Source organism: Polaromonas sp. YR568 (assembly GCF_943369415.1).
Lineage (GTDB): Bacteria > Pseudomonadota > Gammaproteobacteria > Burkholderiales > Burkholderiaceae_C > Polaromonas.
Genome location: NZ_CALRNF020000021.1, coordinates 33,846 through 60,068, shown reverse-complemented (window position 1 = coordinate 60,068; position 26,223 = coordinate 33,846). Strand labels below are relative to the sequence as shown.

Genomic DNA, 26,223 nt, shown 5'->3' with positions numbered 1-26,223 from the left:
GCGCGAGGTCATGGACTAAAAATTTGCGGACGCTCGCAGGCCCGGCTGGCGTAGCGCGATCAGATTAATTCTTTCGTTCCGCTATCGGCATGGCCGCATGCGAGATTTCGGCCAAACGCCTTACTTGCAAAAATATGTAACGTAAAGCAAAGTCAAAGCCATGTACTCGTATCAAAAAAAGCGGGCTCATGGCTTGTGCGGACGTCTTCCGGATTTCCGCCCGCGCAGTCGTGGCTTGACCCTCACACAACGACGACTGCGCCCGCATGAATTCCTGCCCGAAGTTTCCTTCACACTTGACTCCGCTTTGTCTGGCATTGGCATTGACCGGCTTGGCGCCGGGCACAGGCCGGGCTCAAACGAATGTGTTTACCCCAGCCGCCAACCAGGACTGGAACGACGCGAACAACTGGAGCGGCGGCACGCCCACCGGCGCCAGCACGGTACAGGTCCCGACCAACGAACAGGTTGATATCGGCGGGGCGGCCCAGGCGGGCACGCTGCAGGTCGAGGGCCATGGCCAGGTTGTCGTCCATCCCGCAGGCACCCTTGCCGCCGGCACTGTCCGGCTGGGCACGGCACCAACGCCGGGCACGACGGCATCACTGCTGATTGACGGGGCCGTGACGGCCACGCGGGTGAGCGTGGGCGACGCGGCGACTGGAGCGCAGATCATCATCAGCGGCGCGGGCGCCACGCTCCATGTTGCGCCGCCCAGCCTGGCCGCGGGCGACCAGTTTGTGGTCGGCAACCAGGGCGACGGGCTCCTGAGTATCCGGTCCGGCGCGACCGTCACTGTCGGCGGCACGCGCACCTTGCACCTGGGCCGCGTGGGCAACGGGACGCTGGGCATCGGCAACATGGGTCCCAGCGGCACGCTGGACGCCGATGCCGTGGTGCTGGGTACGGCAGGCTCCACCGTCCTGTTCAACCAGAACGACAGCACGCCTTACACCTTTTCCGCCGCGATCTCGGGCGTCGGGTCGGTCGACGTGACCGGCGCCAGTTCCGCCGCGACGATACTCACGGGCGCCAACAGCTACACCGGCGGCACCTTTGTAAGAGGCAATGCCCAACTGACCGGCACCACCACCAGCCTGCAGGGAAACATCAGCAACGAAGGCCTGCTGACCTTCGACCAGTCCGGCAACGGCAGCTACGCGGGGTCCATCAGCGGCAACGGCTCCCTGATCAAGCAAGGCGGCGGTACGGTGACGCTGTCGGGCACCAACACCCATAGCGGCGGCACCATCATCACCAGCGGCGGCCTGCGCGGCACCACCGCCAGCCTGCAGGGCCTGATCACCAACCACGGAAGCCTGGAGTTTTCCCAGGCAGGCAACGGGACGTTCGCGGGCGCCATCAGCGGCGCCGGCCCTGTGCTGAAAAGCGGCGGCGGCAACGTCACCTTTTCCGGCACCAACAACTACAGCGGAAGCACCACCGTGACAGGCGGCACGTTGTCGATCAACGGCACGCTGGCCAATTCCACCGTGCAGGTGATGAGCGGCGGCACGCTGGGCGGCACGGGCTCGGTCCGCAACGCCAACATCCAGGCCGGCGGCACACTGGCGCCCGGCAACTCCATCGGCACCCTGACCGTCAACGGCAACCTCACTTTCCAGGCCGGCTCCACCTACAGCGTTGAAGTCAACCCAGCAGGCGGCAACGACCGCACCAATGCGACCGGCACCGTGACCATCAACGGCGGCGCGGTGAGCGTGCTGGCCAGCGCCGGCACCTACTCCCTGGCCACGCGCTACACCATCCTCAACGCCGCGGGCGGGCGCACCGGCACCTTTGCCGGCGTGAGCACCAACCTGGCGTTTCTTGCGCCCTCGCTCACCTACGATGCCGACAACGTCTTCCTGACGCTGGCCCGCAATGAGGTGCCCTACAACGCCTTGCCGGGCACGACGCCGAACCAGCAGTCCGCGTCCGGCGCCTTGCAGAACGCCAGCGGCGGCGCGGCCGGGGACATGGCCACGGTGCTCGGCGCCGTCAACAGCCTGTCGGTGGCCCAGGCGCTCGCCGCGTTTGACGCCATCGGCGGAGCAAATCTGGTGGCGCTGCGCCGCGCCGGCCCGGGCTTTGCCGCCGCTTTCGGCGACCAGCTGCAGTCACGCGTGGGCCGAAACAGCCGCAACCCCGTCTGCGGTGGTGACGACGTTTCGCGCGGGGCCGTATTGGGCGGACGCTTCCAGGCCGCCGGGGACGGCTGCGGCTTCTGGCTGCGCGCTTACGGCGGCCGGCAAGCCACCGACAGCGACGGCAACGCCATGGCCAGCCGCCTGGACAGCACCGGCATAAGCGCGGGTTATGACGCCGAAGTGAGCCCCGGCCTGATGGTGGGGGGCGCCCTCACGGCGGGCACATCCAGAGTCGGCTTCGATACTTATGACCAGGGCAGGGCCCGCAGCGGCGCGCTGGCGATGTATGCCGGCTATACCGAGGGAGCGTGGCGCGTGAACGGCCTGGTGAGCCTGGCCTTTCACAGCAACCACATGGACCGCGGCATTGTCGTGGGGCCCATCGGCCGCATCGCGTCGTCCGACTTCGACAGCAGCACCGCCACGGCATATGGGGAAGTGGGCTACGGCATCGAGTTGCCCGGTTGGACGCTACAGCCCACGGCGGCGCTGTCGCTGAGCCTGAACCGCACCGATGGTTTTACCGAACAAGGCGCGGGCGCGCTCAATCTGGCGGTGTCGGCGCAAAGCGTGGGCTCGGCCAGGTCGCTGCTGGGCTTGAAAGCCGGTTTTGACGTGGGCGGGCTGCGCGTGGAGCCGCGGCTGGTGTGGATTCATGAGTTCGGCAACTACAACACGCCCATGACGGCGCAGCTGCAGGGCGCCGGCGCGGCCTATCCGTTCCAGATCGCGGGCGTGGCGCTCAATGCCAATACCCTGGTGGCGGGGGTGAGCGTTTCGGGCCGCCTCCAGGACACGCTCGATCTCTTCGCGGACCTCGAGGCCGAGCACAACGCGCGCCGGCGCAACCTGGCCCTGCAGATGGGCGTGCGCAGCAAGTGGTGAGCGGCACCTGCTACGGTATTGCCCGCCCTCCTGCCTTCCTCCTCCCCTCTTTTCTCTTGCCATCTCCTTTGCGCGGTACCCCTTCATGCCCAGCCCCAGACCTGCCTCGCCCCACAAAAGCATGCCGCCCATTCCCCGCAAAACCGCCGGTGGATCCCGCAGGTATGACACCATTGTTTTCCTGCTCCTGCTGTGCCTGTTGATCTTCGCGGGAGGCGGCGTCGCGCGGTACGTCTACATCGACCGGCCCGCAGCCAGGGCGCAGAAAGAGTCCCGGTTGCTGATGCAAAAGCTGATGGAGGAGAACCAGAAAAACCAGCAGCAACTCGAGCTGCGCCTGGCCGAGGCGAAAGCCCAGACCGAGGCACTTCGCGCCAACATGGAACAGCTGAAGGCGGAGAACCTGCAGGCCAAGGCCGCCGTGGCTGAACCTGTTCCGGAGCCTGCCGCCAAGCCGCCCGCGAAGGACGACACCCAGGCGGCGGAGCGTAAACGGCTGGAGCGGGCCCGCGCGGCGGATGAGCTGGCGGAATCGCTTGCCCCCAAGCTGCAGGTCAGGTTTGACCCCAAGGTCGTCTGGATGGACCACAGCGTCACCTTCGCCTTTTCCCTCACCAACGCAGGCCGCCGCGCGATCCGCGTTGCGCAGCCGCGCATCACCTTGAACCTCCACCCTTTGCCGAATATGCGGCCGTCGGCGTTGAAACCCGGCGACGTGCACATCGAGGTTTGCCCTGCGGGGCTTATCGAGCCGGGAGAGACCCTCAATTGCAGCGGCATCCTGCGCGCCGAGGCCTCTTTCACGGGTGTGGGCCACATCTCGTTCCAGGCCCTGATCTCCGCGCGTACCGATCTTCCCGCCGGCAGCGAAACCTGGAAAGCCGTGCGCGCCGCGCACAAGGATGCCGGGCTGGAAAGCCGCATGGCCAAAGATGTGCCCGTCAGCGGGGATCTCTGGCGGTAAACCGGCAAGCCGCGTCACACGCAGCGCCAGTTTCGGACAAGGGCACAAATTTTGCATACAACCTTGCACACCATCGTATGCAGGAGTACTCCATGTTCCAGACAGCCACCCAGGCCGCAGGCCGCTTTCCCCGGCGCAGCCTGCTCAAGGCGCTCGCCGGCGGCGCGGCCTCCCTCGCCCTGCCCGCCTTCGCGGCCTGGCCCGACAAGCCGATCAAGATCGTCGTGACCTTCCCGGCCGGCGGCGCGAGCGACATCGTGGCGCGTGTGATGGCCGAGCAGCTCGGCAAGAAGCTGGGGCAGGCGGTGGTGGTGGACAACCGCCCCGGCGCGGGCGGCAGCGTGGGCGGGCTGGTGGTGGCGCAGGCGCCGGCCGACGGCTACACGCTGATGCTGAGCAACTCGACGCCGGTATCCATAGGCCCTTTCGCGCTGGAAAAGCAGCCTTATGACCCGGTCGATGGCTTTACCCACATCGCGCTGATCGGCAACGCGCCCTGCGTGGTCATGGCCAACCCGCATGCGCCCATCAAGACCATCACCGACGTGGAAACGCAGGCGCGCAAGACGGGGCGGCTGGATTTCGGGTCCGGCGGTCCGGCCTCCATAGGCCACATTTATGGCGAGCTCATGAAAAAAGCCATGGGCGTGAACCTGCAGCACATCCCCTACCGCGGCGGCGCGCCCATGACGACGGACCTGATCGCCGGCGTGATCCCGATCGGCATCGACGTGTTGACGGCGTTTGTGCCCTACTTCAAGAGCGGGCAGCTGGTGCCGCTGGCGGTGACCTCGGCAGCCCGCTCGCCGCTGGTGCCGGATGTGCCCAGCGTGGTGGAGTTCGGCTACCGCAAGCTGGTGCTGGACAACTTCTTCGGCCTGAGCGGGCCGGCGCACATGCCGGCCGACGTGGTGGCGCGGCTCAACGCCGCGTGCAACGAGATTCTCGCCACGGCGGACATCAAAAAGAAGATGCTGGAATTGGGCATCACCACCCAGGCCATGAGCCCGGCCGCGTTCACCGGATTTGTGAGGGAACAGGTCGCGGTGCTGGCGCCCGCCGTGAAGGGTGCGGGGGTCAAGCTCTGACCGCAGCCGCCCCGAGCGAGGCCCCGTCTTTACCAGTTGAAGCCGCGGTCTGGCTTTGCCAGCCGCAAGGCGGCCGGCCCCCTGAGGGGGCAGCGACCCACACGAAGTGGGGAAGCGTGGGGGCTCAGCGAATCACGCTGAGGTAGGCGCGGGCGGCGTCGCGCAGTTCCTGCGCTTGGTGCGGGTTGCGGCCGGCGCCGGCTTCGGCGCGTTCCATCAGGCTGTGGGCAACGCCATGGATGGGGGCTACGCGGGTGGCGGAAGGCAGGAAACGGGCGATTTGGGAGAGCAGCGTGTACATGTCGAAGTCACCGTCAGCGGGTGAAAAGTTGCGATAAATCAAGAATAAGGGTTTTCCCTAGGGTTTCAAGCCTAGCCCAGTCCCAAACCCATGCAAAACATGCATAGTTTGATTCGCAGCCCCACATACCCGGGGTTTAACGGGAGGAGTTCACGCCGCCCGGGCGGCTATGCTCCCAGCATGTCCGACCCCTCCCCTGCATCGACGACGGCCGTCGCGCCCGCTTCGCTGCCAGGCGAGGAACTGCTGCGGCAGATCGCGGCCAACATCGACGCCATGCTCTGGTCCTGGGACCCGGCGGGCGGCCGGATCAGCTACACCAACCCGGCTTTCGAGATCTTCTGGGGCCTGTCGGCCGACAAACTGGCGGGCAAGCCATGGCAATGGCTGGAGCAGGTCGACCCGGCGGACCGCGAGCGGGTCCGGCAGCTGCAGGTGGCCACCCTCAAACGCACCGAGGAATACCGGGTGCGCCGGCCGGGCGGCGACATCGCGCGCCTGAGCCAGCGGGCGCTGCCTATCCACAACGCCTCCGGGCAGTTGCTGCGTGTCATCCACCTGGCGACCAACATCACCTGGCAGCTCGACACCTCCAAGCAACTGCGCATGGAAATCGGCCGGCGCACCGACTCCGAGGCCAAGTACCGCGCGGTGGTCGAGAACGTCAGCGAAGGCATCCTGGTGACAGCCGGCGGGCGCATCCTGTACGCCAACCCAAAAGCGCTGAAGCTGACCGCGCTGGACGAGGAAACCGCCAAGTCCCGGCCCTTCATCGAATTCATCCACCCCGACGACCGCGAGCGGGTGATAGGCAACCACCGCAAGCGCCTGCGCGGCGAGACGGCCGAAAACCACTACCAGTTCCGCGTGCAGCACAGCCAGAGCGGCACGCGCTGGCTGGAGATCAGCGCGGTGATGTTCGAATGGGAGGGCACGCCCGCCACGCTCAACTTCCTGACCGACGTGACGCTCAAGCGCCAGGCCGAGGAAGACATGCTCAAGGCGCTGGCGCACGAGCGCGAGCTGTCAGAACTCAAGTCGCGCTTCGTGGCCGTCACCTCGCACGAGTTCCGCACGCCGCTGGCGGCCATCCTGTCGTCGGTTGAGTTGCTGGACACCTACGGTGCGAGTTTCCCGGCCGACGAGCGCCGCGAACTGCTGGGGCAGATCAAGACCGCCGTGGCGCGCATGAACGGCATGGTCGAGCAGGTGCTGCTGACCAGCCGGCTGGAGCTGGGCAAGTTCAAGTTCCAGGCCGCGCCGCTGGTGGTGCCCGACTGGCTGGTGCAGGTGATGGCCGAGCTGGAGCAAAGCAACCCGCAGGCCGCGCGCGTGTCCCTCACCTGCGACGGGCTGGACGCGCCGCGCACGGCGGACCAGCAACTGCTGCGCCACATGGTGGTCAACCTGCTGGGCAACGCCCTCAAATATTCAGACCCGGACACACCGGTGCGCTTTGCGGTCCGCGGCGTGGGCGGGCAGATGCAACTGCGCATCAGCGACCAGGGCATAGGCATTCCGGAGGCCGACCTGCCGCGCCTGTTCGGCAGCTTTCACCGCGGCACCAACGTCGGCAATATCTCCGGGACCGGCATAGGCCTGCACATCGTCAAGGAGTGCGTGGACCTGCACCAGGGAGAGATCGAAGTCAGCAGCCGGCCGGGCCAGGGCACGACCTTCACGGTGCGGCTGCCCGCGCCGCTGGCTTGAGGGCTTTTGGCCGCTGCCTCAAGCGCGATGCTTGCGGTGGTAGGTCAGCGCCGCCTGGATGCAGAACGCCAGCGCGTCCAGCGGCGGCGCATCGCCGGCGTCCAGCACGATGGCCCGGTTGCCCTCGTAGCGCAACTCCACCGGGAACAGCGTGCGAAAGGTATCCACCAGCGTGGTCTTGCAGTTGAAGTAGAGCGCGTACTGCGAGGGGCTGGATTTGACCGGCCCGAGGCGGATGGTGCTGCCGCTTTTGCTGGCCGAGGTGAGGTAGGCCGGCTCGCCCCACTTGAGTGTTTCCTCAAGCTCGCCGACGCCGGGCGTGGCCGATGCCGTGTCCAGGATCAATTGGCGCAGCACCAGCAGCCGGCGCCGCAGAGCCGGCGGATAGGCCGCGAAGGTTCGCGCGACGGCGGCGTTCCCGATGTCTTTCACAAGCGGCTCCTGTTGCCCATCTATCTGCCCCCGGCTTCTTGCCTGCGAAATCTAGCACGGGCGCAAGGCCGCGGGCATCTTCCCGCACAATCAGCGGGTGAACATCCAGCTCCTGTCCGACCTGCACCTCGAAAGCAACCCGAACTTCACCGCGCAACCCGTGCCCGGCGCAGACCTGCTGGTGCTGGCCGGCGACATCGGCTCCTACCAGCAGGGTTCCTTGCTGGCTGAGCGGGACATCGCCGATTTTGGCCTGGCGCGGTTTTCGCCCCTGCCCGTGGCGCAAGGCGGCGCGGGCTGGCCGGTGCCGGTGCTCTTCCTGCCGGGTAACCACGAATATGACGGGCTGGACTTCGACGAGACCCATGCGCGCCTGCGCGAGACCTGCGAACGGTTGGGCATGGTCTGGCTGGAGCAGGAAAGCGTGGTGCTGCACGGCGTGCGCTTTGTGGGCAGCACGCTGTGGACCGACTTCGACGCGCTGAGCGGCGGCCAGGCCCAGGACGCGGACATCACGCTGGGCGAGCAGCTCAAGGCGCGCGAAAAAGCGTTTCGCGCGGCCAATTTCTACCTGAGCAAAAACCATTCTTTCAGGGACGGGCAGCCGCTGCTGGCAGCCGACGTGCGCGAGCAAGGCCTGAAAAGCCAGGCGTGGCTGCGGCAGGCGCTGGCCGCGCCCTTTGACGGCCCCACGGTGGCCGTCACCCATTTCGCGCCCAGCCTGCTGAGCGCGGACCCGCGCTACGGCCTGGCGCCGGGCACGGCGGGCTTTTGCAATGCGCTTGATGATTTGTTGCCGCTGGCCGACCTGTGGCTGCACGGCCATTTGCATTGCGCGATCGACTACAGCAGCCGCGGCTGCCGCGTCGTGGCCAACCCGCTGGGCTATGCACGCAAGGGCGAGCAGGAGGGCTTCCTGCCCGGGCTGCTCATCAACATCGGCCAATAGCACTCTTCCTGGTGCGCAGCCGGTGCGCAAGTGCTCACTAAAGTGATAGCGCCGTGACCCGCAAGACGGCGCCATTTTTTTTGAACTTCCCGCGCGCCGCGAGACCCAATCAGATCAGCGATGCGGCGCCGCGTGGTGATCCAGGTTCGGTCAAAGCGACATAACACTTTGTTCCAATTGTGGGTTTGCACGCTGTTCGGCTTGCATGTATCTTGCATGAAGGGTTCATGCAAGACCTCTTGCACCGGATCCGCATTGGGAGAGCAACATGAAAAGCAATGTGCCTTATCTTGGCGCCTGGCTCGTCGCCGCCGGCCTGGCCTTTGCGCTGGCATTCGCGGCGCCCAACGAATCCAGCGTGATGGGCCGACTGCCTGCCTTCATGGCGCAAACCCTGCTGCGCCAGCCGGTCACAGTGCCCGAGGGCCTGCCCTCCGACCGCACCCTCGCGCTCATCACCTTCCAGCGCGGCCAGCACGCCCAGGTCGAGAGCTGGATCCAGGGGATGAACCTGAGGAACGACCCGTCCATCACCTGGATGCGCATGCCGGTGCTCAACGACCCCGGCACGCTGACCGGCCGCAGCGCCGTCGAAGACCGGCTGCTGCAGCGCTACCCCGCCGACACCGAGCGCGCCAAACTGGTGCCGGTGTTCACCGACCGCGCCAGTTTCATGCGCTCGGCCGGCCTGGACGGCGCCGGCCAGGTCTACGCCGTGGTGGTCAACCGCCAGGGCGACGTGCTGGCCCGTGTCGAAGGGCAGTTTGACGCCGGCAAGGCGCAAACGCTACGCGAAACTCTGCTGCAGCAGAGTTTCTAGACGGGCCCCCACGGTCGCTCACTTCGTGTAGCTCCCTGCCCCCCGAGGGGGCCGCTGCGCCTGCGGTCTGGCAAAGCCAGTCCCGCGGCCCCGGCTGGTATTAAACGGCTCGCTTCGCATCGCACCGGGGCGTAGCGCTCACAGTGTCTCTGCACCTAGGGTGAAGTAGAAGGTGGTGCCGTGCCCGGGCTGGGACTCGGCCCATACCTTGCCGCCGTGGCGCGTGATGATGCGGTGCACCGTGGCCAGGCCTATGCCGGTGCCGGCGAATTCCGAGAGCGAGTGCAGGCGCTGGAAGGCGCCGAACAGTTTTTCGACGTAGGCCATGTCGAAGCCCGCCCCCTGGTCGCGCACGAAGTACACCGTTTCGCCGGCCTTGCCGGTTTCATGGCCGAAGGTGATGTCGGTGCATTCCTGCCGGGCGCTGAACTTCCAGGCGTTGCCCAGCAGGTTGTCGAGCACCTGCTTGAGCAACCGCGGGTCGCCCTGCCCTATGAGGCCGGGCTCGACCTGCAGACGCGCGGCGCGGTCGGGCTCGCGCTCGCGGTAGCCGGCCAGCAGGGCCTGAGCCAGGGCGCTGAGATCGACCCGCTCCCAGCGCAGGCTGGAGCGCGACACCTGCGCCAGCGTGAGCATGGCGTCGATCAGTTCACCCATCTGCGAGACCCCCGCGCGTATGCGCGCCAGGTAGTGCCGGCTGCGCTCGGTCAGCGCGCTGGCGTCGGCCTTGGCCATGGCGCGCTCGAGCAGGTCGCTGAAACCGTCGATCGCGCTGAGCGGGCTGCGCAGGTCGTGCGACACCGAGTAGGAAAACGCCTCCAGTTCCTTGTTGGCGAATTCCAGCTGGGCGGTGCGCTGCAGCACGCGCTCCTCAAGGCTGGCATTGAGCCGCAGAATCTCCTCGCGCGCGCGCTTGCGTTCCCGGATGTCGGTGTTGGTGCCCAGTACGCCGTTGACCCGGCCCTGTTCGTCGCGCACCACCGTCCAGCGCGCCTCGATGCACACCAACGAGCCGTCGCGCGCGCGCTGCTCTATCTCGCCGCTCCAATCGCCGTTGCTGGCCAACGTGCGGGCCATGCCGTCGATCAGCACCTGCGGGTCGCTGTACATGAGGTCTTCCATGGTCTTGCCGAGCACTTCACCGGCCGTCCAGCCGTAAAGGCGCTCGGCGCCCTTGTTCCAGAAGCGTATGGTCCGGTCCAGGTTGCGCACCATGATGGCGTCCTGCGCCCGGTCCAGCAGAGAGGCCTGCTCGCGTATCTTGATGACGGCCTGGCGCTCGGCCTCCTGGCTGCGCCGGCGCTCCAGCCGCACGCGCAGGCCGATGACGCCGAAGGCCAGGTTGTCGGCCAGCTCCTGCAGCAGCTTGACTTCGTCGGCGCCGAAATTCTGCGCCTCGCCCGAATAGAGGCACAGCACGCCGAAACTGCGGGGCCCGTCGCGTAGCGGCAGGCAGATGGCGCTCATGTAGCCGCGGCGCAGGGCATCCGCATTCCAGTAGAAACGGCTGTCTATCAGGCCGATGTCGCCGGTCTGCTGGGGTTGCCCGGTGCGCACGGCCTGGCCCGCCGGGCCCTGGCCGGTGACGTCGTCGTCACGCCAGCTGAGGCGGATCGCCGCGAGATAGCCGTCGTCGTCGCCGGCGTGGGCCATGGGCTGTATGCTGCGCCCCGCGTCGTTCTGCGCATAACCCACCCAGGCCATGCGATAGCCGCCCACGTCGACGGCCACGCGGCACACTTCGGCCAGCAGCTCGGCCTCCTCGTCCATGCGGTTGATGGCGATGCAGGAGCGGCTGAGCATCTGCAGCGCGCGATTCGTGCTGGCCAATGCCAGTTCGGCCAGCTTGCGCTCGGTGATGTCGCGCGCGGTGCCCACCACGCGCTCCAGCACGCCCGAGGCATTGAACACCGGGTAGGCATGGTCGCGTATCCAGCGGGTCTTGCCGTCCCTGGACAGGATGCGGTATTCGACATCCGACATCTCCCCGGCGCGGTTGCGTTGCCTCGCGGCCTCCAGCATAGTCCGGTACTCGGGCAGCGCGGCTTCGCCGTAAGACGTCGGGTCGGCGTACAGGCTTTCGCGGCTGCGGCCCCAGATTTTTTCGTAGCCCGGGCTGATGTAGAGCAGCTGGCCGGCGCGGGGATCGACGTTGTAGAAAACATCGTCGATGTTTTCCGCCAGTTCGCGAAAGAGCGCCTGGCTGCTCACCAAGGCTGCTTCGGCCCGCGCGCGCGCCAGCGCGATGCCGGCCAGCCGCGCCGCGGTGGCGATCAGTTCCAGCTCCCCGGCTTCCGGCCTGCAGGGGTAGGTCCGGTAGATCGCGAAGGTCGCGAGCACCTCGCCGTTGGTCGACACCACCGGCATGGACCAGCAGGCGCGCAGGCCGTGCTCCAGCATCAGCTCGCGGTAGTCCCGCATCAGCGGGTCGATCTGCGTGTCTTCCACCACCACCAGTTCGTTGCGGAACGCGGCGGCTCCGCAGGCACCCGCGCCCTCGGCGACCTGCACGCCTTCGATGGCCTCGTTGTAGAGGGTGGGCAGGCCGGGCGCCGCGCCCAGGTGCAGCTTGCCGTCCTCGACGAGCAGGATGGAGCAAATGCTCTCCGGCGAGCTCTCTTCGCTCAGGCGCACGATGGCTTGCAGCGATTGCGCCAGGGGCGCGCCGCCGGCGATCAGGGCCAGCACCTGCTCCTGCGCCCGGGCGAAGTTTTCCGCGGCTTTCAGCGCGGTGATGTCGTTGAACACGGTGATGCCGCCTATCAGCATGCCGGCGGCGTCGCGCAGCGGCCTGGCGCTGATGCGCAGCACCCGGTCTTCCACGCCGGGCCGGCGCATGAGCAGGTCGCAGTTGTCGATGCTGATGCCGCGGATGGCCCGCGACAGGGGCCGGTCCGCAACAGCACACGTCGTCTTGCCGTCCAGCATCAGCAGCTCGTGGCCACGCCGCCAGTCCTCCACCCGCATGCCCGGAGCGGGCACCGCGGAATACAGCGCCCGCGCCGCCGCGTTGAACAGCAGGAAGCGGCCCTGGGTGTCCGCGGCGATCACGCCCTCGTTCATGCTGTTGAGGATGAGGTCCAGCAGCGCGCGTTCCTTGTCCACGCGGCCCAGCACGGCGTCCAGCTCCCGCTGCCGGGCCTGCAGCGACTCGGCCATGCGGTTGAACGACAGGCCGATCTCGCCGAGTTCGCCCTGGTACAACGGGCCCAGGCTGACGCGCGCGCCCAGGTTGCCCTGGGCCACCTCGTTGGCCTCTTTGAGGATCGCATGGGCGGGGTTGACGATCAGCCGGTTGCCCATCCACCAGGCGCAGGCCACGCCGAACATCGCCACCACCAGCAATACCAGCAGTTCAACAATCAGGTCTTCGCGGCTGGGCGCCGCGATCAGCGCGTTCGGGAGATTGATCGCCACGAACAGGCCCTCGCGCCCCCCGCCCGACACGGGCGCCACGCCATAGACCTGCGCGCTCCCCTGGGCGTCGGCCGCATGCAGCACGCCTTGCCGGCGCTCCCGCACGGCCTGCTGTATGACGGGGTCCGGGTGCGGCTGTCCCAGCCAGGACGGCTGCGCGGGGGAAACGGCCAGCACCGTGCCGTCCCTGTCCATCACGGCCAGCGTTGCACCGGGCACGGCCGGCGCATCCGCCAGCGATTGCGCCAGGCCTTCCAGGCTCAGCACCGCGAAGGCAACGCCACTGATGTTCCCGGCATCGTTGCGCACAGGCACCGCAAAGCCTATGCCGGGACGCCCGCTGGCGCGGCCTATGGCGTAGCGCCCCACGGCGAAGCGCTGGCCCGCCATGACCTGCTGGAAAAAAGCCCGCTGGTCGGCCTTCAGGTTGGCGATGGCGTCCAGCGCATCGCACAGCATGGTGCCGTCCGGTGCTGCCAGGCCCAGGTTGGTGAACTCGGGGTGTTCTTGATGGAGGTTTTTCAGGTGCTGCCCGCACAGGCCGGGCGCGGGGTTTTTGATGTGCGGCCCGCTGGCGATGCCGTTGAGCAGCTCGTGGACCATGTCCACCGTGCGCTGCTCGCGGGCCGACAGCATCAGGACTTCCGACAGGAGGTCTGATTGCGCAAGCCGCAGCGCGGCCCGGTGGCCCTGCTCCGCCGAATAGACAAGCAGGCCGAAAACGGGGAGCAGCGCAAGCAGCACCAGCAAAACCAGACGGGTACGCAGTCCCAGCCATCCCAGCATCCCTGTTACCTCGTGCCTTTCAGCGCCATGCCGCGCCGCCTTGCGTCCCGCATCGCCCTTGCAGTGTGCGCACCTGCCCGCCTTTTGTAAATGGGATTAGCCCCCGGCCCGGACCCGGCGCGCATCCAGTCTTGTATGAACGGCTTTGCGGCGGCCCAAACGTGCCGCGCGTCAGGGTACCAGCGACTGGGCGGCGGACTGCTTGAGCGCGGCGGTCAGCGCATCCAGCACTTCGGATTCCAGGTTCCAGCAGTGCCAGTAGAGCTGTATCGGCAAGATGTAGGCGGGCGCCACGTTGGCGAGCTGGCCCTGGTCGATCAGGCCCTGCGCCAGCAGGCGCGGCACCACGCTGACACCCCAGCCCGCGAGCACGGCGCGCACCTGGCCCTCCGAGGAGGGCACGAACAGCTGGTTGAGCGTGACGCGCTTGAGCCCGAAGGCCTTGCCGACGAACTCGCTTTGCATGTCGTCCTTGCGGTTGAAGGCCACAAAGGGGACGTCGCGGAAATTGTGCGCCGTGAGCACCGGATCGGTGCCCGGGGCGGCGCCCTTGCCGAGCCGCTCGCGTGCAAAGCCCGGCTCGGCCACGGCGACGTATTCCATCGCGCCCAGCGTCACGACCTTGCAGCCGCGCAAGGCCTGCTTGAGCGTCGTGACGCAGCCCAACACTTGGCCTTCACGCAGCCATTCGTGGGTGAAATCCTGGTCGTCGGTGATGATTTCCATGGGCAGGCCCTGCTGCGCCAGGTCCGTCAGGGCCTGCATGGCCCAGGTGGCGATGCTGTCGGCGTTGATGGCGATGGAAATGCGCTCTTCCTCGCGCGCGCCGCCCAGCGAACTGGGCGCCAGTTCCTTGAGGTCGCGCTCCAGGTCGGCGCGCAGCAGGCGCAGCATCTTGGTGTGTTTTAGCAACAGCTGGCCGGCAGAGGTAGGCTTGAGCGGGCGGCTGCGCACGATCAGCACGGTGCCGACCTGGGCCTCCAGCGCCCGCAGGCGCTGCGAGACCGCCGACTGGGTGATCGACAGGCGCTGCGCGGCCCGCTCAAAACCGCCTTCTTCCACAATGGCCGCCAGGCATTCGAGCGCATCAGGGTCAAAAGTACTCATCCCGCATCCCTTTTCTCTATTAGCTGTTCTGATGTTTTCACTGAGAGTTTAATTTTTCTATTAATTGAAAGCAACATCCCGCACACTCGGACGCTGTAAAGGGGTCAGCCATGAAAGTTGTAGTTTTGGGCGCGGGCATCATAGGCGTGAGCACCGCCTGGCATCTGCTGGAGCGCGGCCATGAGGTCACGGTGGTGGACCGCCAGCCCGACGCGGCGCTGGAGACCAGCTTCGGCAACGCGGCGCAGATTTCCGTCAGCTATTGCGAGCCCTGGGCCAACAAGGACGCCCCGCTCAAAGCCTTCAAATGGATGTTCCGGGACGACGCGCCGCTGCTGTTCCGTCCGCAACTGCCTTTCGGCGAAGGCTGGCAGCAGTGGCGCTGGGGCCTGCAGTTCCTGGCGCAGTGCAACGACGCCGCCTTCGAGCGCAACGTGCAGCAGCTGGTGGCGCTGGGCGCCTACAGCCACGCCGCGCTCAAGGACGTGGTGAACGCCACCGGCATCGAATACAACCGGCTTGAGCGCGGCATCGCGCATTACTTCACCGACCAGAAGACTTTCGACACCGCCGGCGAGGCCGCGGCCCTGATGCGCAAATACGGCGTGGCACGCCGCGTGGTCAGCACGGCCGAGCTGCTGGCCATAGAGCCGGCCTTCAAGTCCTTCGCGCACCGCATCGTGGGCGGCACCTACACCGCCAGCGACGAAAGCGGCGACGCCCGCATCTTCACCCAGGCGCTGGCGCAGCGCTGCGCCGACCGCGGCGCCCGCTTCCTTTACGGCCACGACATCGAACGGCTGGAAAAAGCCGGCGGCGCGATCCAGTCCGTCGCCATCCGGCCGCGCACCCTGCGCGGCAGCAATGAAGACTTGATCCAGCTCAAAGCCGACGAGATCGCCGTGGCCTGCGGCTCCTACACGGCGCCGTTGCTGCGCACCGTGGGCGTGGACCTGCCCATCTACCCGGGCAAGGGCTACAGCGCAACCTTCAAGCTGCTCAAGCCGGAACTGGCGCCCTTCGTCAGCACCATAGACGACGAAGTCAAATGCGCGATGAGCCGGCTCGGCGACCATTTGCGCGTGGCCGGCACCATCGAGGTCGGCGGCTACGACCTCTCGCTGGACACGCCGCTGGCCAAGGCCCGCTGCAAGATGCTGGCCGAGCGCATCGAGGAAGTGCTGCCGGGCGTCTGCGACACCCGTCTTGAAGAACAAGGCGGCACGCCGCATTTCTGGGCCGGCCTGCGCCCCGCCACGCCCACCAACATCCCCTACATCGGCAAGACCAAAGTCGGCCGGCTGTGGGTCAATGCCGGCCACGGCACGCTGGGCTGGACGCACGGTGCGGGCTCGGGCAAGGCGATCGCCGAACTCATCAGCGGTGAAGTGCCGGCCATGAATTTCGGCTTCTACGGCCAGGACCGGGCCGGCGGCCGGCTGCAAACCAAAGCCGCCTGATTCCGGCTTCCTGAAAGCTCAGGCGGCATGGTGCGCCAGGGTGCGCTCGGCATGCTCGCGCAAGGCCACGCGCAGCTCGGCAGGCTCCTGGATGTCGAAGGAAAAAGACAGGCGCATCAGCTGGCGCGCGAACCAGCCCAGGTGGTCCGTCTGGCTGTGCAGCAGCACACCTTCCTCGCTGGGCTGGAACACGCCGACGCTGTCGGGCAATTCCATTTGCGCGGTCTGCAGGTCCGTGTGCAACAACAGCCGTACGGTGTTGCTGCGCGGCATGGTGGCCAGCCCCAGCGCCAGGTGCTGCACGGCGTCGAAATCAGCCGGCGGCGTGAACACCACGTTGAGCGCCTTCACCTCACGCACCCGGTCCAGCCGGAATGAGCGCAGCGCCCCGCGCAGGTGGCACCAGCCCGCCGCATACCAGCGGCCGCGCCGGAACACGAGGCCGTAGGCGTCGAAGTCACGCTCCGTGACCTCACCCTCGGCCGACTGGTAGGCCATGTGCACGCGCTGCCAGCCGTGCGCGGCGGCGCTCAGGGCCAGCAAGGCGGTGTTGTCGCCGGGCGCGTCCGCCGGGCGCAGGTCCAGCGTCACCGTCTCGCCCAGGCCGCGTATGCGGTTTTTCAGGTTGTGCGGCATCACGCGTTCGAGCTTGGCCTGCGCGCTCTGCGCGGCGGGCGCGGCCTCGGCCAGACCCAGGCTGCGCGCGGCCAGCAGGCCTATGGACAGCGCCAGCGCCTCGTCGTCGGTGAACATCATGGGCGGCAGCTTGAAGCCGGCGATCAGGCTGTAGTAGCCATAGCGGCCGCGCTCGGCCACCACCGGGATGCCCAAGTCCTCCAGCTTGGCGATGTAGCGGCGCAAAGTGCGCCCGTCCACCTCCAGCCGGCGCGCCAGTTCGGCGCCGCTCATGCGCCCGTGGGACTGCAGCAACTCCAGCACGGTCAGTACGCGGGTGGTCGGTGAATACATGGCGAAAAGTCTAGCCGTTAATCAGGGCCGAAATAGCCCTATTACATTTCTAGACTCATTTTTCACCGGCCCAGCCGGACCAATTTACGGGGGATCCCCGGGCATTCATTCCAGGCGCCAAAAGCGCTTTTCAAGACCATGAGCACCACCACCCTGAGCCACCCTGCGGACACCGCCCAACTCAGCGACGGGCGCCACGACTTCAATTTCATCACCGGCCGCTGGCTGGTGGGCAACAAGCGTCTCAAAAAACGGCTGGCCGGCTGCACCGACTGGGAGCGTTTCGAGGCCGTGCAGGACGGCGCGCTGCTGCTGGACGGGCTGGGGAACATGAACGACCTGGTCGCCGACGGCAACCGGTGCATAGGCATGGCGCTGCGCTTTTTCAGCCCGCAGACCCGGCTCTGGAGCATTTATTGGGTCAGCCATAGCGACGGCCTGATGCAGCCGCCCGTGATCGGCGCGTTCGCGGACGGCATAGGCCGTTTCGAAGGCAACGACATGCACGAGGGCCGGCCGGTGCGCGTGCGTTTCACCTGGTCGGGCATCACGCCGCGCAGCGCTCGCTGGGAGCAGGCGTTTTCAGAGGACGGCGGCCGGCACTGGGAAACCAACTGGGTGATGGAGCTGACCCGCCCGGCCTACTCCGCGGCATAACGCCGCATAACGCCGCGAAGCCGCCATGGACCAGTTTGCCCACCTCTGGCTTTTCTTCCTGATGGTGGCGGGCATCATCATCCTGCCCGGCATGGACATGGCGTTTGTCATGGCCAGTTCGCTGACCGGCGGGCGCCGCGCCGGCCTGTTTGCGGTCGGCGGCATCGTGGCCGGCGGGGTTTGCCACGTCGTGGCCGGGGCCCTGGGATTGGGGATTCTGCTGCAGCTCGTCCCCGGCATGGTCAACGTGATGCTGGTGGCCGGGAGCCTTTACATCGCCTGGATAGGCTGGTCGCTCATGCACAGCACCTCCGTGTTCGGTGGCTTGCCGGATGTGCAAGCGCAGTCACCGTGGCGCACCTTCCGCCAGGCGGCGCTGACCTGCCTGCTCAACCCCAAGGCCTACCTCTTCATGTTGGCGATTTTTCCGCAGTTCCTGCGCCTCGAACACGGCTCGCTGTGGATACAGGCGGTGGCGCTGGGCCTCATCATCGCCCTCACCCAGACCGGCATCTACGGTTCCCTGGCCCTGGCCGCCTCCGGCGCGCGCCAGTGGCTGGCGGACCGGCCGGGCACCAGCGTGATGATGGCGCGAACCGTGGGTGCGGTGCTGATCGCGTGCGCTGCCTTCACGGCCTGGCAGGGCTGGCGGCAGTTTTAGGGCCGGCGGCCTTCGGGCCAGGCCGGACCCTTCAACTCCACCGTGTTGCCTTCCGGGTCGTTGAGGTAGATCGAAGGTCCCTCGCCTTCAGCGCCGTAGCGCGACTCCACCTTGCCCGCGTCAACGCCATGGGCCGCCAGGTGGCGATGGATGGCATCCGCATCAAAAGGCTCCACACGAAAGCAGACATGGTCGACGTTGCGGCCTTCCTTGCCGGGCGCCGCGCCGCCGGCCAGCCCCAGCTTGCCGTCCACCGGCACCAGGTCGACCAGCGAGCGCCCGGCGCGCAATTGCACCAGGCCGATCTCGTCCTGCCGGCGCTCGATGGTGCAGCCCAGCACCTCCTGGTAAAAGCGCAGCATGGTTTGCAGGTCTGTGATGCGCAGGACGATGTGGTCGATGTCACGGATATGGATCATGGGAAAGCGCCCCTAAACGCTTGTGGGTAAATTCATTCTGGCACGCGGGCCCCAACCCCGCCGCAAGCAGAGTACCGCGCCTGCCGCTACCATGGCCGCCATGACGACCCAGCCCCGCTTCCTTTTCCTGACCACCTCCACGCGCGAACCCGGCGCGCTGGGCAACACCGAATGGCTCGCGCAGCAGGCCGCCGCCGGGTTGCCGGCCGGCACGCCCCAGGCCTGGCGGCATTTGTCGCGCATGCAGATGCCGCTGTTCGTGGACCAGCGCCACACCACGGGCCAGTACCCCATGCCCGAAGGCGACATGAAAACCCTGCTGGACGCGACCATGGCCGCAACTGACATCGTGTTCGTCGCCCCGGTCTACTGGTACAGCATCCCCGCACCGCTCAAGATTTACCTGGATCACTGGAGCGCCTGGATGCGCGTGCCCGGCCTGCCCTTCAAGGACGAGATGGCCAAAAAGACGTTGTGGCTGATCACCACCAGCGGCGACCGCGCCAAAGCCCAGCCCATGGTCGATTCGATCCGGCTGTGCGCGCAGTTCATGGCCATGAACTACGGCGGCGAGTTGTGGGGCAAAGGCGGGCCGCCCGATGCGGTCAAGGCCGACACGGCGGCTGTGGCGCAGGCCGCGGGCTTTCTGACCGCTTGAAAGCCTTGCTTGGCGCTTGAGGTGGCCTTCTCCTACAGGTCCTGATTTGCCGGGCTGACAGGGCCGGCGCGTGGGAGCGCGCAAAGTCTTGGCATGAACCCCAAGAACACTCCCCTGAACAGTGACAAACAAGCGGCGTCGAGCAAAGGCATGCCCGCCAAAGAGCCGCGCGAGCAGCGCTCACGCCCCGGGGAAGCGGATACGCCCAAAGACGACTCGGTGGAAGCCAGCCTGGAATTGCCGCACGAGCGCGACCAGGCCGTGGACATGACGAATGCCAAACCCAATCCGGTCGTCGAGCAGGCCGGCCGCGACGTAAAGCGCGGCATCAAAGACACCAGCAAAAGCGTGGAAATGGATCGCGCCTACAAAAAGCTCTGACGGGCTTCGGGAGGCGCTGCCCGGCCCTGCTCAGGGCGCGCGGTGCGGCGTCTCCGTGGCCGTGCCGGCGCTCACGTTGCCTGGCGCAACAATGCGTTCACTGGTCCAGCGCAGCAGGTCCAGCCACATCTGGCGCATCTCGGCGTCCAGCGGCGTGCGCATGGAGTTGGGCAGCTCTATGGTCACAACCGGCACGCCTTTGTGGATGCCGCCGTAGTTGCCCAATGAGCCCGGGAAGATGCCGACCTGGTCCAGGTACAGCCGTCCCAGGCGGGACGGCGGCACCGACGGCCCGTCGAAGTCAAGCACGCCGTAAGGCGCGTGGATGCTGACGATGAGCTGGGGCTTGAAGCTTTGCATCTGCTCGTGCAGAAAGCGCGATTCGGGCTCTGACAAGGGCTTGGGGCCGGGCCAGCGGCGCGGGTCCTTGCCGGTGCGTTTTTCCCAGTAGATTTTGGCGTCGCGGTCCCAGTTGGGCGTCGGGAAGTTGCGGTTCAGGTCCACGCCGTGCGCGTTGACGCGCCGCGGCGGCCGGGACAGCACGCCATCGGGATTGAGCACCGGCACAAAGCGCCAGTGGATCACCTGGGGTGGGTCCTGCGGCGGTTGCGCGGCCAGCTTGATCCAGTGCAGGGCCACCGCGCCGGAAGACAGCTCGTCGCCGTGGATGGCGCCCAGCACCAGCACGCGCAAGGTGGCGTTTTCCGGCTTGATGTCGCGCACCCAGAGCGCCTGCCCGTTGACCGAGCGCGCGCCCGAAGACTGCAGCTGCGCCGCGTCGCACAGTTCGCGCTTGACGTTCGGCAGTTTGGCTGAAAACTCGGCACAAGGCGAAGCAGCTTGGGCGCCGGACGCTATTAAATAAGTAGCGACCAGGCTGAAGGCAAAACGGCGGAAAGGCATGCCTGCCAGTTTAACCGCCGCTGCCGGAGCCTTTCACGGCACGGCCGCCAGACCCTGCCGCGAGTGGGCCAGCACCACATCAGTTAAATTACCCTTCTATGCCGACCCCCGCCAACCCTCGCAAAGCGAGCAGTCCCGCCTTTTCGCAGCGGGAATTCCGGGCGTCGCTGGCGATGTTCGCCACCGGTGTCACCATCGTCACCGCGCGCACGCCGGCCGGCGTGCTGGTGGGCCTGACCGCCAATTCCTTCAACTCGGTATCGCTGCAGCCGCCGCTGGTGCTCTGGAGCCTGGCGCAGGCGGCCGGCTCCATGGCTGCACTGAGCACCGGTTCGCATTACGCGATCAACATCCTCGCGGCCGACCAGAAGGCGCTGGCCGAACAGTTCGCCAGCGGGCGCGCGGATCGCTGGGACGGCGTGGCCCACACCGAGGGCGCCAGCGGCGCACCGCTGCTGGACGGCGCGGCCGCCCACTTCGAATGCTTCAACCGCAGCCGCTACGAGGAAGGCGACCACGTGATCTTCGTCGGTGAAGTCGAGCGCTGCAGCCACCGCGCGGGCGCCTCGCCGCTGCTGTTCCACGGCGGCAAGTTCTATACCGAACATCCGCTGTAAATAACGCAAAGCGCCGGTCCCCGGCACCGCGGCGTCCACGTCCCGAGTCAGTTTCCAGATCCTTCACCGATGACACGCAAAACCCATCTCGACACCCTCGCCATGTCCCTGCTGCTGGGCTGTTGCCTGTTCTGGGGCCTGCAGCAGGTGTTGATCAAGGCCACCATCAGCGAAATCCCGCCCATGTTCCAGGCTTCGCTGCGCCTGGTCGGCGCCACGGCGCTGCTGTGGCTCTGGTGCCTGTGGCGCAAGATTCCGCTGTTTCGCCGCGACGGCTCGCTGAAAGCCGGCCTGCTGGCGGGCGCCCTCTTCGGCGCGGAGTTCGCCTGCATTTATGTGGGCCTGCAGTACACCAGCGCCTCGCGCCTCACGGTGTTTTTGTACACCTCGCCTTTCTGGGTCGCGCTGCTGGTGCCGGTGTGGGTCAAGTCCGAACGGCTGCGCGGCCTGCAATGGGTGGGCCTGCTGTGCGCGTTTGCCGCCGTGGTGTTCGCGCTGCGCGAAGGCTTCACCGGCGACCACGCCTCGACCGCGCACGGCGACCTGCTGGCGCTGGCCGCCGGCATGCTGTGGGGCCTGACCACGGTGGTGATACGCGCCACCAAACTCACCAGCATCTCCCCCGAAAAATTGCTGTTCTACCAGCTGGCCGTCAGCGCCGCGGTGTTCCCCTTCCTGTCGCTCTACCTGGGCGAGCAATGGTCCTGGCACTTCAGTCCCTTTGCCGTCACCTCGCTCGCGCTGCAAACCGTCATAGGCGCTTTCGCCAGCTATCTGGCCTGGATGTGGATGCTGGGGCGCTACCCGGTCACCAAGATTTCGGTGTTTGTGTTTTTCACGCCGCTGTTCGCGCTGCTGTTCGGCGCGCTGTGGCTCAAGGAAAGCGTGACCACCGGCCTGCTGGTGGCGCTGGCCACGGTGGCCGTCGGCATCGTGCTGGTCAACCGCAAGCCGGCAGGTGCATAATTTTTCAGCATGACGCCCCACAAACGCATCCCCGGCCACCGGTTCCTCCACTCACCCGGGCCCACGCGGGTGCCCGACGAGGTCATGGATGCGATGCGGCGCCAGCCCATGGACTTGGCCGACCCGCGGCTTGACGGCGTGATCCAGGCCTGCGAAACCGGGCTCAAGGCGCTGCTGCAAACCGCCACGGCCGACGTCTTCCTGTACGCCTGCAACGGCCACGGCGCCTGGGAGGCCGTGATCGCCAACCTGCTGGCGCCCGGGCAACAGGTGCTGATCGCCGGGACCGGGCACTTCTCTGAATCCTGGGCCGTGCAGGCCGAAGCCATGGGCGCGCAAGTGCTGCGCACACCGTGGCGCGAGGGCTACCCGATCGACGTGCCGGCGATTGAAGCCGCACTGCGCGCCGACACGTCGCACGCCATCGTCGCGGTATTTGTCGTGCACACCGACACCGCCAGCGGCATGACCAGCGACCCGGGCCTGGTACGGCAGGCGCTGGATGCCGCGGCCCACCCGGCCCTGCTGGTGGTGGACGTGGTCGCGTCGCTGGGCGCGGCGCCCTTTGGCATGGACGCGCTGGGCGCCAACGTGGTGCTGGGCGCCTCGCAAAAAGGCCTGATGGTGCCGCCCGGCCTGGCCTTTGTCGCCGCGGACGCCCGCGCGATGAAGGTGGCCGCGGCCAATCCGGCTCCGCGCTTTTACTGGGACTGGGCACGGCGGCAAAGCCCGCTCAGTTACCGCAAGTTCTGCGGCACGCCGCCGCAAAGCCTGCTCTACGGCCTGCAGGCCGCGCTGGGGCTGATTTTCCACGAGGGTGTTGAAGAGGTCATCGCCCGCCACCGGCTGATCGCGGGCGCGGTGCATGCCGCAGTCGAGGCCTGGAGCGAAGGCGGTGCCCTCTCACTTTTTGTGCGCGAGCCGGCGGCGCGCTCGGTCTCCGTCACCACGGTGTCTGTTGCCGCCGGCATTGACCCCGAGGCCTTGCGTTCGGTCGCGCGCGAGCAGTTCCAGGTCGCGATTGCGGGCGGCCTGGGCCCGCTGGCGGGACGCACCTTTCGCATCGGCCACCTGGGAGACATGAACCCGGCCATGATCCTGGGCTGCCTGGCCGGCGTGGAAGCGGCCATGCGGGTTCAAGGCATTCCCATCGGCAGCGGCGGTGTACAACACGCCGTCGCGGCGCTGGCGGCGGGCCAACGCTGAGTACCGGATCAAGTTCTCCAAAGCCGCTCACAAACCCCAGCGAAGCGGTCCTGGCTAGGCGCGCCGCCGCAGACAGTGCTGAAGGCACGGCAAGGCGGCGCAACAACGCCAGGAGGGGTTTTTGAGTGGCGCTACTGCGAGGCGGTGATCCCGCCATCGAGGTACAGCACCTGCCCGGTGACAAAGCGCGACGCGGGCGCTGCGAAAAACACCGCCGCACCGGCCACGTCCTGGGGGTCGGCCACGCGGCCCAGCGGAATGCGCTCCAGCACCTGTTTGCGTGTTTCGGGGTTTTCCAGCCAGTGGCGCGCCATCTCGGTCTGCACCACCGTGGGCGCGATGCCGTTGACGGTGATGCCGTGCGGCGCCAGTTCGCTCGCATGCTGGCGTATCAACATGACCAGGCCGCCCTTGCTGCTGCTGTAGGCCGAATAACCACGGCCGCGCAAGCCCAGCTGCGCGCGCACCGACAGCAGGTGCACCTGCGCGCCGCCCATTCCGCCTGCTAGCTGTTTTTTGGCCGCCGCCTGCGCGAGAAACATCGCGGCCTTGAGGTTGACCTGCAGCACTTCATCAAAGGCTTCTTCGGTGACGTCGAGCAAGGCCTGCTCGCGCTGCATGCCGACGCAGTTGACCAGGATGTCCAGCCCGCCCCACTGCGCGGCCACGGCATCGACCGAAGCCTGCATCTGCGGCACCGAGTGCGCGTCCATGGCCAGGCCCATGGCCTCGTGGCCCGCCGCCTGCAGGGCCGAAGCCACGGCCAGCGCCTTGGCCTCGTCGCGGCCCGAGACCGCCACGCGCGCGCCGGCCATCGCCAGGCCCCAGGCAATCGCCTCGCCGATGCCGCCGTAACCGCCGGGCACATAAGCGGTTTTGCCGCGCAGGTCGAACAGGCCTGTCAGCGCGGTGCTGAAATCAATCCGGGGTGTGATGCTCATGGATGCGAAATTGTGGGTGCAAAACGGCCAGGCGGCGAAAGGGCTTTCCCTTGTTCCCTCAGTCCATCAGCAGGCCGCCGTTGAGGTCGATGATCTCGCCCGTGATGAAACCAGACAACGGCGAGGCCAGGAAGCGCACCACGTGGGCGAACTCCTCGGGCTCGCAAAAGCGGCCGACCGGAATGTCCTTGAGCAGCTTCTGGCGCTGCTCCTCATTGAGCTGTTCGGTGATCATGGGCGTCTTCACATACGCCGGCGCGACGGCGTTGGCCGTGACGCCGAAGGGCGCGAGTTCGCGCGCCAGCGAAAAGGTCAGCGAACTCATCGCGCCCTTGGACACCGAATAGGCCGTGCCCGCCGTCAGCCCGCCGGTCTTGGCCGCCAGCGAGCTGGTGTTGATGATGCGGCCGAAGCGCCGCGCCTTCATCGCCGGCACCACCTGCTGCGCGAGGTAGAACGCGCCGTCCAGGTTGGCCCCCAGCACGCGCCGCCACTCGCCGGCCTCGGTGGCTTCGACCTTGTTGTTGGAGAGGATGCCGGCGTTGTTGACCAGGATGTCGACCGGCCCCACGGCATTGACGATGAGCGCATGGCCCTCACGCACGGCGGCAGGGTCGCTGATGTCAAACGAGAAGGGAAAGGCGCGCGGCCCCAGCTCCCCGGCCAGCGCGCGGTTGCGCTCATGGCTCACATCCACCATCGCCACCTTGCAGCCGTCTTCGAGCAAGGCCTTGACGACGGCCAGGCCCATGGTGCCCGCCGCGCCGGTAACCAGCGCGACTCTATCTTGTAGCGGTTTCATTCAAATACTTTCTGCGGTAAACAGTGATGAAGGGACTCAAGCGTCGAGGACGCTCTTTTTGCCGAAGAGGCCACGCGAGCGGAACGTCACGACGGCAATGAACAACAAATACATGGACATCAGCGACCACTCAGACGCGTAAGAGCCCGTGAGCCCCACGACCATACCCACCATCAGCCCGGCAATCACCGCACCCCACAGCGAACCCACGCCGCCCAGCACGATGATCAGGAAGGCCGGCACTACCGCGTCCACGCCCACATGCGGGCGTATGCCCCAGATGGGCGCCATGACCACGCCGGCAATCGCCGCCAGCGCCACGCCCAGGCCGAACACAAAGAGGCGCAGGCGCGACAGGTTGATGCCCAGCGCGCGCACCATTTCGCTGTCGTGCGCGCCGGCCTTGATGATGGCGCCGTAGGGCGTTTTCTGCAAAAACACCCAGAGCAGCACGATCATCAGGATGGCGAAGCCGCTGGCAAAAAAGCGGTACTTCGAATAGACCAGGTCACCCATCAGGAAAGCGCCGGAAATCGCCTCTGGCAGCATGATCTGCTTTTCCGATGAGCCCCACACGAGGCGTATGCCTTCCTCGATCACCAGCGCGGCGCCGAAAGTCAGCAGCAAGCCGTACAGCGGGTCGCGGCCATAAGTGCGGCGCATGCACAGCTCCAGCAGCATGCCGAAGATGCCGACAAAAATGGGCGCGAAAATCAGCGCCACCCCATAGCGCGTTCCCAGCGGCAAGGTCATGTACCAGGCCTGCAGGCCAGGGAACATGCCCAGCTGTGGCGCGATCAAAAACAGCGCGAAGTACATGCCCAGCGCGAACAGCGAGCCGTGCGCGAGGTTGATGGTTTCCATCACGCCCACGATCAGCATGAAGCCCAGCGCGATGAGCGCGAACAGCAGGCCCAGCGAGACGCCGTTGACGAGGTGCGGAATGAGCTGAAGCAGGAAATCCATGTCGGTCT

The 26,223-nt window shown here is 66.9% G+C and carries 24 protein-coding genes; 14 read left to right on the top strand and 10 right to left on the bottom strand.

The window, feature by feature from the left end; all coding sequences use genetic code 11:
* The first annotated feature begins 365 nt into the window (after positions 1 to 365).
* The 3 genes from ACLV74_RS14485 (at position 366) to ACLV74_RS14475 (ending at position 5,087) form a co-directional block, all read left to right on the top strand.
* Positions 366 to 3,035 (top strand): autotransporter domain-containing protein, encoded by a 2,670-nt coding sequence (locus ACLV74_RS14485; RefSeq protein WP_411880097.1) that lies wholly within the window; start codon positions 366 to 368, stop codon positions 3,033 to 3,035.
* Positions 3,036 to 3,156: 121 nt separating this feature from the next.
* Positions 3,157 to 3,999, top strand: coding sequence for a hypothetical protein (locus ACLV74_RS14480; protein WP_411880096.1), 843 nt, complete (start codon positions 3,157 to 3,159; stop codon positions 3,997 to 3,999).
* A gap of 92 nt (positions 4,000 to 4,091) precedes the next feature.
* Positions 4,092 to 5,087: a Bug family tripartite tricarboxylate transporter substrate binding protein gene (locus ACLV74_RS14475; protein ID WP_411880095.1), complete on the top strand. Its 996-nt coding sequence runs from the start codon at positions 4,092 to 4,094 to the stop codon at positions 5,085 to 5,087.
* 124 nt (positions 5,088 to 5,211) lie between these two features.
* On the opposite strand, the gene ACLV74_RS14470 is transcribed toward ACLV74_RS14475, so the two are convergent.
* Complete coding sequence (locus tag ACLV74_RS14470; RefSeq protein WP_411880094.1) at positions 5,212 to 5,388, bottom strand: hypothetical protein; 177 nt, start codon at positions 5,386 to 5,388, stop codon at positions 5,212 to 5,214.
* A 180-nt stretch (positions 5,389 to 5,568) separates the two neighbouring features.
* Between ACLV74_RS14470 and ACLV74_RS14465 the strand changes: the two genes are divergently transcribed.
* Complete coding sequence (locus tag ACLV74_RS14465) at positions 5,569 to 7,098, top strand: ATP-binding protein (RefSeq protein ID WP_411880093.1); 1,530 nt, start codon at positions 5,569 to 5,571, stop codon at positions 7,096 to 7,098.
* A gap of 18 nt (positions 7,099 to 7,116) precedes the next feature.
* On the opposite strand, the gene ACLV74_RS14460 is transcribed toward ACLV74_RS14465, so the two are convergent.
* Positions 7,117 to 7,530 carry a DUF1801 domain-containing protein gene (locus ACLV74_RS14460; protein ID WP_411880092.1) on the bottom strand — a complete coding sequence of 138 codons (414 nt, stop codon included), beginning with the start codon at positions 7,528 to 7,530 and terminating at the stop codon, positions 7,117 to 7,119.
* 97 nt (positions 7,531 to 7,627) lie between these two features.
* On the opposite strand from ACLV74_RS14460, the gene ACLV74_RS14455 reads away from it, so the two are divergent.
* Together ACLV74_RS14455 and ACLV74_RS14450 are read left to right on the top strand one after the other, a co-directional pair.
* The gene (locus ACLV74_RS14455; protein WP_411880091.1) at positions 7,628 to 8,479 is read left to right on the top strand and encodes a metallophosphoesterase; all 852 of its coding nucleotides are present in this window, start codon (positions 7,628 to 7,630) and stop codon (positions 8,477 to 8,479) included.
* Positions 8,480 to 8,747: 268 nt separating this feature from the next.
* Complete coding sequence (locus ACLV74_RS14450; protein ID WP_411880090.1) at positions 8,748 to 9,299, top strand: hypothetical protein; 552 nt, start codon at positions 8,748 to 8,750, stop codon at positions 9,297 to 9,299.
* Positions 9,300 to 9,437: 138 nt separating this feature from the next.
* Here the strand turns inward: ACLV74_RS14450 and ACLV74_RS14445 are convergent, their stop codons facing one another.
* A complete protein-coding gene (locus ACLV74_RS14445) occupies positions 9,438 to 13,502 on the bottom strand; it encodes a PAS domain S-box protein (RefSeq protein ID WP_411880089.1) in 4,065 nt (1,354 codons plus the stop codon).
* Between the two features lie 171 nt (positions 13,503 to 13,673).
* Positions 13,674 to 14,609, bottom strand: a complete 936-nt coding sequence (locus ACLV74_RS14440; RefSeq protein ID WP_411880088.1) for a LysR family transcriptional regulator ArgP — start codon at positions 14,607 to 14,609, stop codon at positions 13,674 to 13,676.
* A 110-nt stretch (positions 14,610 to 14,719) separates the two neighbouring features.
* Here ACLV74_RS14440 and ACLV74_RS14435 point away from each other — a divergent pair, with 110 nt between their 5' ends.
* Entirely contained in the window at positions 14,720 to 16,069 is a 1,350-nt protein-coding gene (locus ACLV74_RS14435; protein WP_411880087.1) for a D-amino acid dehydrogenase, read from the top strand.
* 18 nt (positions 16,070 to 16,087) lie between these two features.
* Here the strand turns inward: ACLV74_RS14435 and ACLV74_RS14430 are convergent, their stop codons facing one another.
* Positions 16,088 to 17,038: a helix-turn-helix transcriptional regulator gene (locus tag ACLV74_RS14430; protein WP_411880086.1), complete on the bottom strand. Its 951-nt coding sequence runs from the start codon at positions 17,036 to 17,038 to the stop codon at positions 16,088 to 16,090.
* 138 nt (positions 17,039 to 17,176) lie between these two features.
* Here ACLV74_RS14430 and ACLV74_RS14425 point away from each other — a divergent pair, with 138 nt between their 5' ends.
* Both ACLV74_RS14425 and ACLV74_RS14420 read left to right on the top strand, forming a co-directional pair.
* Entirely contained in the window at positions 17,177 to 17,695 is a 519-nt protein-coding gene (locus ACLV74_RS14425) for a hypothetical protein (RefSeq protein ID WP_411880085.1), read from the top strand.
* A gap of 25 nt (positions 17,696 to 17,720) precedes the next feature.
* Positions 17,721 to 18,356 carry a LysE family translocator gene (locus tag ACLV74_RS14420; RefSeq protein WP_411880084.1) on the top strand — a complete coding sequence of 212 codons (636 nt, stop codon included), beginning with the start codon at positions 17,721 to 17,723 and terminating at the stop codon, positions 18,354 to 18,356.
* On the opposite strand, the gene ACLV74_RS14415 is transcribed toward ACLV74_RS14420, so the two are convergent.
* Complete coding sequence (locus tag ACLV74_RS14415; protein ID WP_411880083.1) at positions 18,353 to 18,775, bottom strand: VOC family protein; 423 nt, start codon at positions 18,773 to 18,775, stop codon at positions 18,353 to 18,355. The two genes, ACLV74_RS14420 and ACLV74_RS14415, sit on opposite strands and share 4 nt — an antisense overlap.
* Positions 18,776 to 18,875: 100 nt before the next feature.
* Between ACLV74_RS14415 and ACLV74_RS14410 the strand changes: the two genes are divergently transcribed.
* A complete protein-coding gene (locus tag ACLV74_RS14410) occupies positions 18,876 to 19,433 on the top strand; it encodes a flavodoxin family protein (RefSeq protein WP_411880082.1) in 558 nt (185 codons plus the stop codon).
* Positions 19,434 to 19,526: 93 nt separating this feature from the next.
* Positions 19,527 to 19,814, top strand: a complete 288-nt coding sequence (locus tag ACLV74_RS14405; RefSeq protein ID WP_411880081.1) for a hypothetical protein — start codon at positions 19,527 to 19,529, stop codon at positions 19,812 to 19,814.
* Between the two features lie 30 nt (positions 19,815 to 19,844).
* Here ACLV74_RS14405 and ACLV74_RS14400 read toward each other — a convergent pair whose 3' ends face one another.
* The gene (locus tag ACLV74_RS14400) at positions 19,845 to 20,717 is read right to left on the bottom strand and encodes a M14 family zinc carboxypeptidase (protein ID WP_411880080.1); all 873 of its coding nucleotides are present in this window, start codon (positions 20,715 to 20,717) and stop codon (positions 19,845 to 19,847) included.
* Positions 20,718 to 20,890: 173 nt separating this feature from the next.
* Here ACLV74_RS14400 and ACLV74_RS14395 point away from each other — a divergent pair, with 173 nt between their 5' ends.
* From ACLV74_RS14395 to ACLV74_RS14385, 3 genes are all read left to right on the top strand, one after another.
* Complete coding sequence (locus ACLV74_RS14395; protein WP_411880079.1) at positions 20,891 to 21,334, top strand: flavin reductase family protein; 444 nt, start codon at positions 20,891 to 20,893, stop codon at positions 21,332 to 21,334.
* Positions 21,335 to 21,403: 69 nt separating this feature from the next.
* A complete protein-coding gene (locus ACLV74_RS14390; RefSeq protein WP_411880078.1) occupies positions 21,404 to 22,300 on the top strand; it encodes a DMT family transporter in 897 nt (298 codons plus the stop codon).
* A 9-nt stretch (positions 22,301 to 22,309) separates the two neighbouring features.
* Complete coding sequence (locus tag ACLV74_RS14385) at positions 22,310 to 23,506, top strand: pyridoxal-phosphate-dependent aminotransferase family protein (protein WP_411880077.1); 1,197 nt, start codon at positions 22,310 to 22,312, stop codon at positions 23,504 to 23,506.
* Between the two features lie 131 nt (positions 23,507 to 23,637).
* On the opposite strand, the gene ACLV74_RS14380 is transcribed toward ACLV74_RS14385, so the two are convergent.
* Genes ACLV74_RS14380 through ACLV74_RS14370 form a run of 3 tightly spaced genes read right to left on the bottom strand, consistent with a single transcriptional unit; the run spans position 23,638 to position 26,215 of the window.
* Positions 23,638 to 24,447, bottom strand: a complete 810-nt coding sequence (locus tag ACLV74_RS14380; protein WP_411880076.1) for an SDR family NAD(P)-dependent oxidoreductase — start codon at positions 24,445 to 24,447, stop codon at positions 23,638 to 23,640.
* 58 nt (positions 24,448 to 24,505) lie between these two features.
* Positions 24,506 to 25,249, bottom strand: a complete 744-nt coding sequence (locus tag ACLV74_RS14375; RefSeq protein WP_411880075.1) for an SDR family NAD(P)-dependent oxidoreductase — start codon at positions 25,247 to 25,249, stop codon at positions 24,506 to 24,508.
* 36 nt (positions 25,250 to 25,285) lie between these two features.
* Complete coding sequence (locus tag ACLV74_RS14370; RefSeq protein ID WP_411880074.1) at positions 25,286 to 26,215, bottom strand: branched-chain amino acid ABC transporter permease; 930 nt, start codon at positions 26,213 to 26,215, stop codon at positions 25,286 to 25,288.
* Between the last annotated feature and the right edge of the window lie 8 nt (positions 26,216 to 26,223).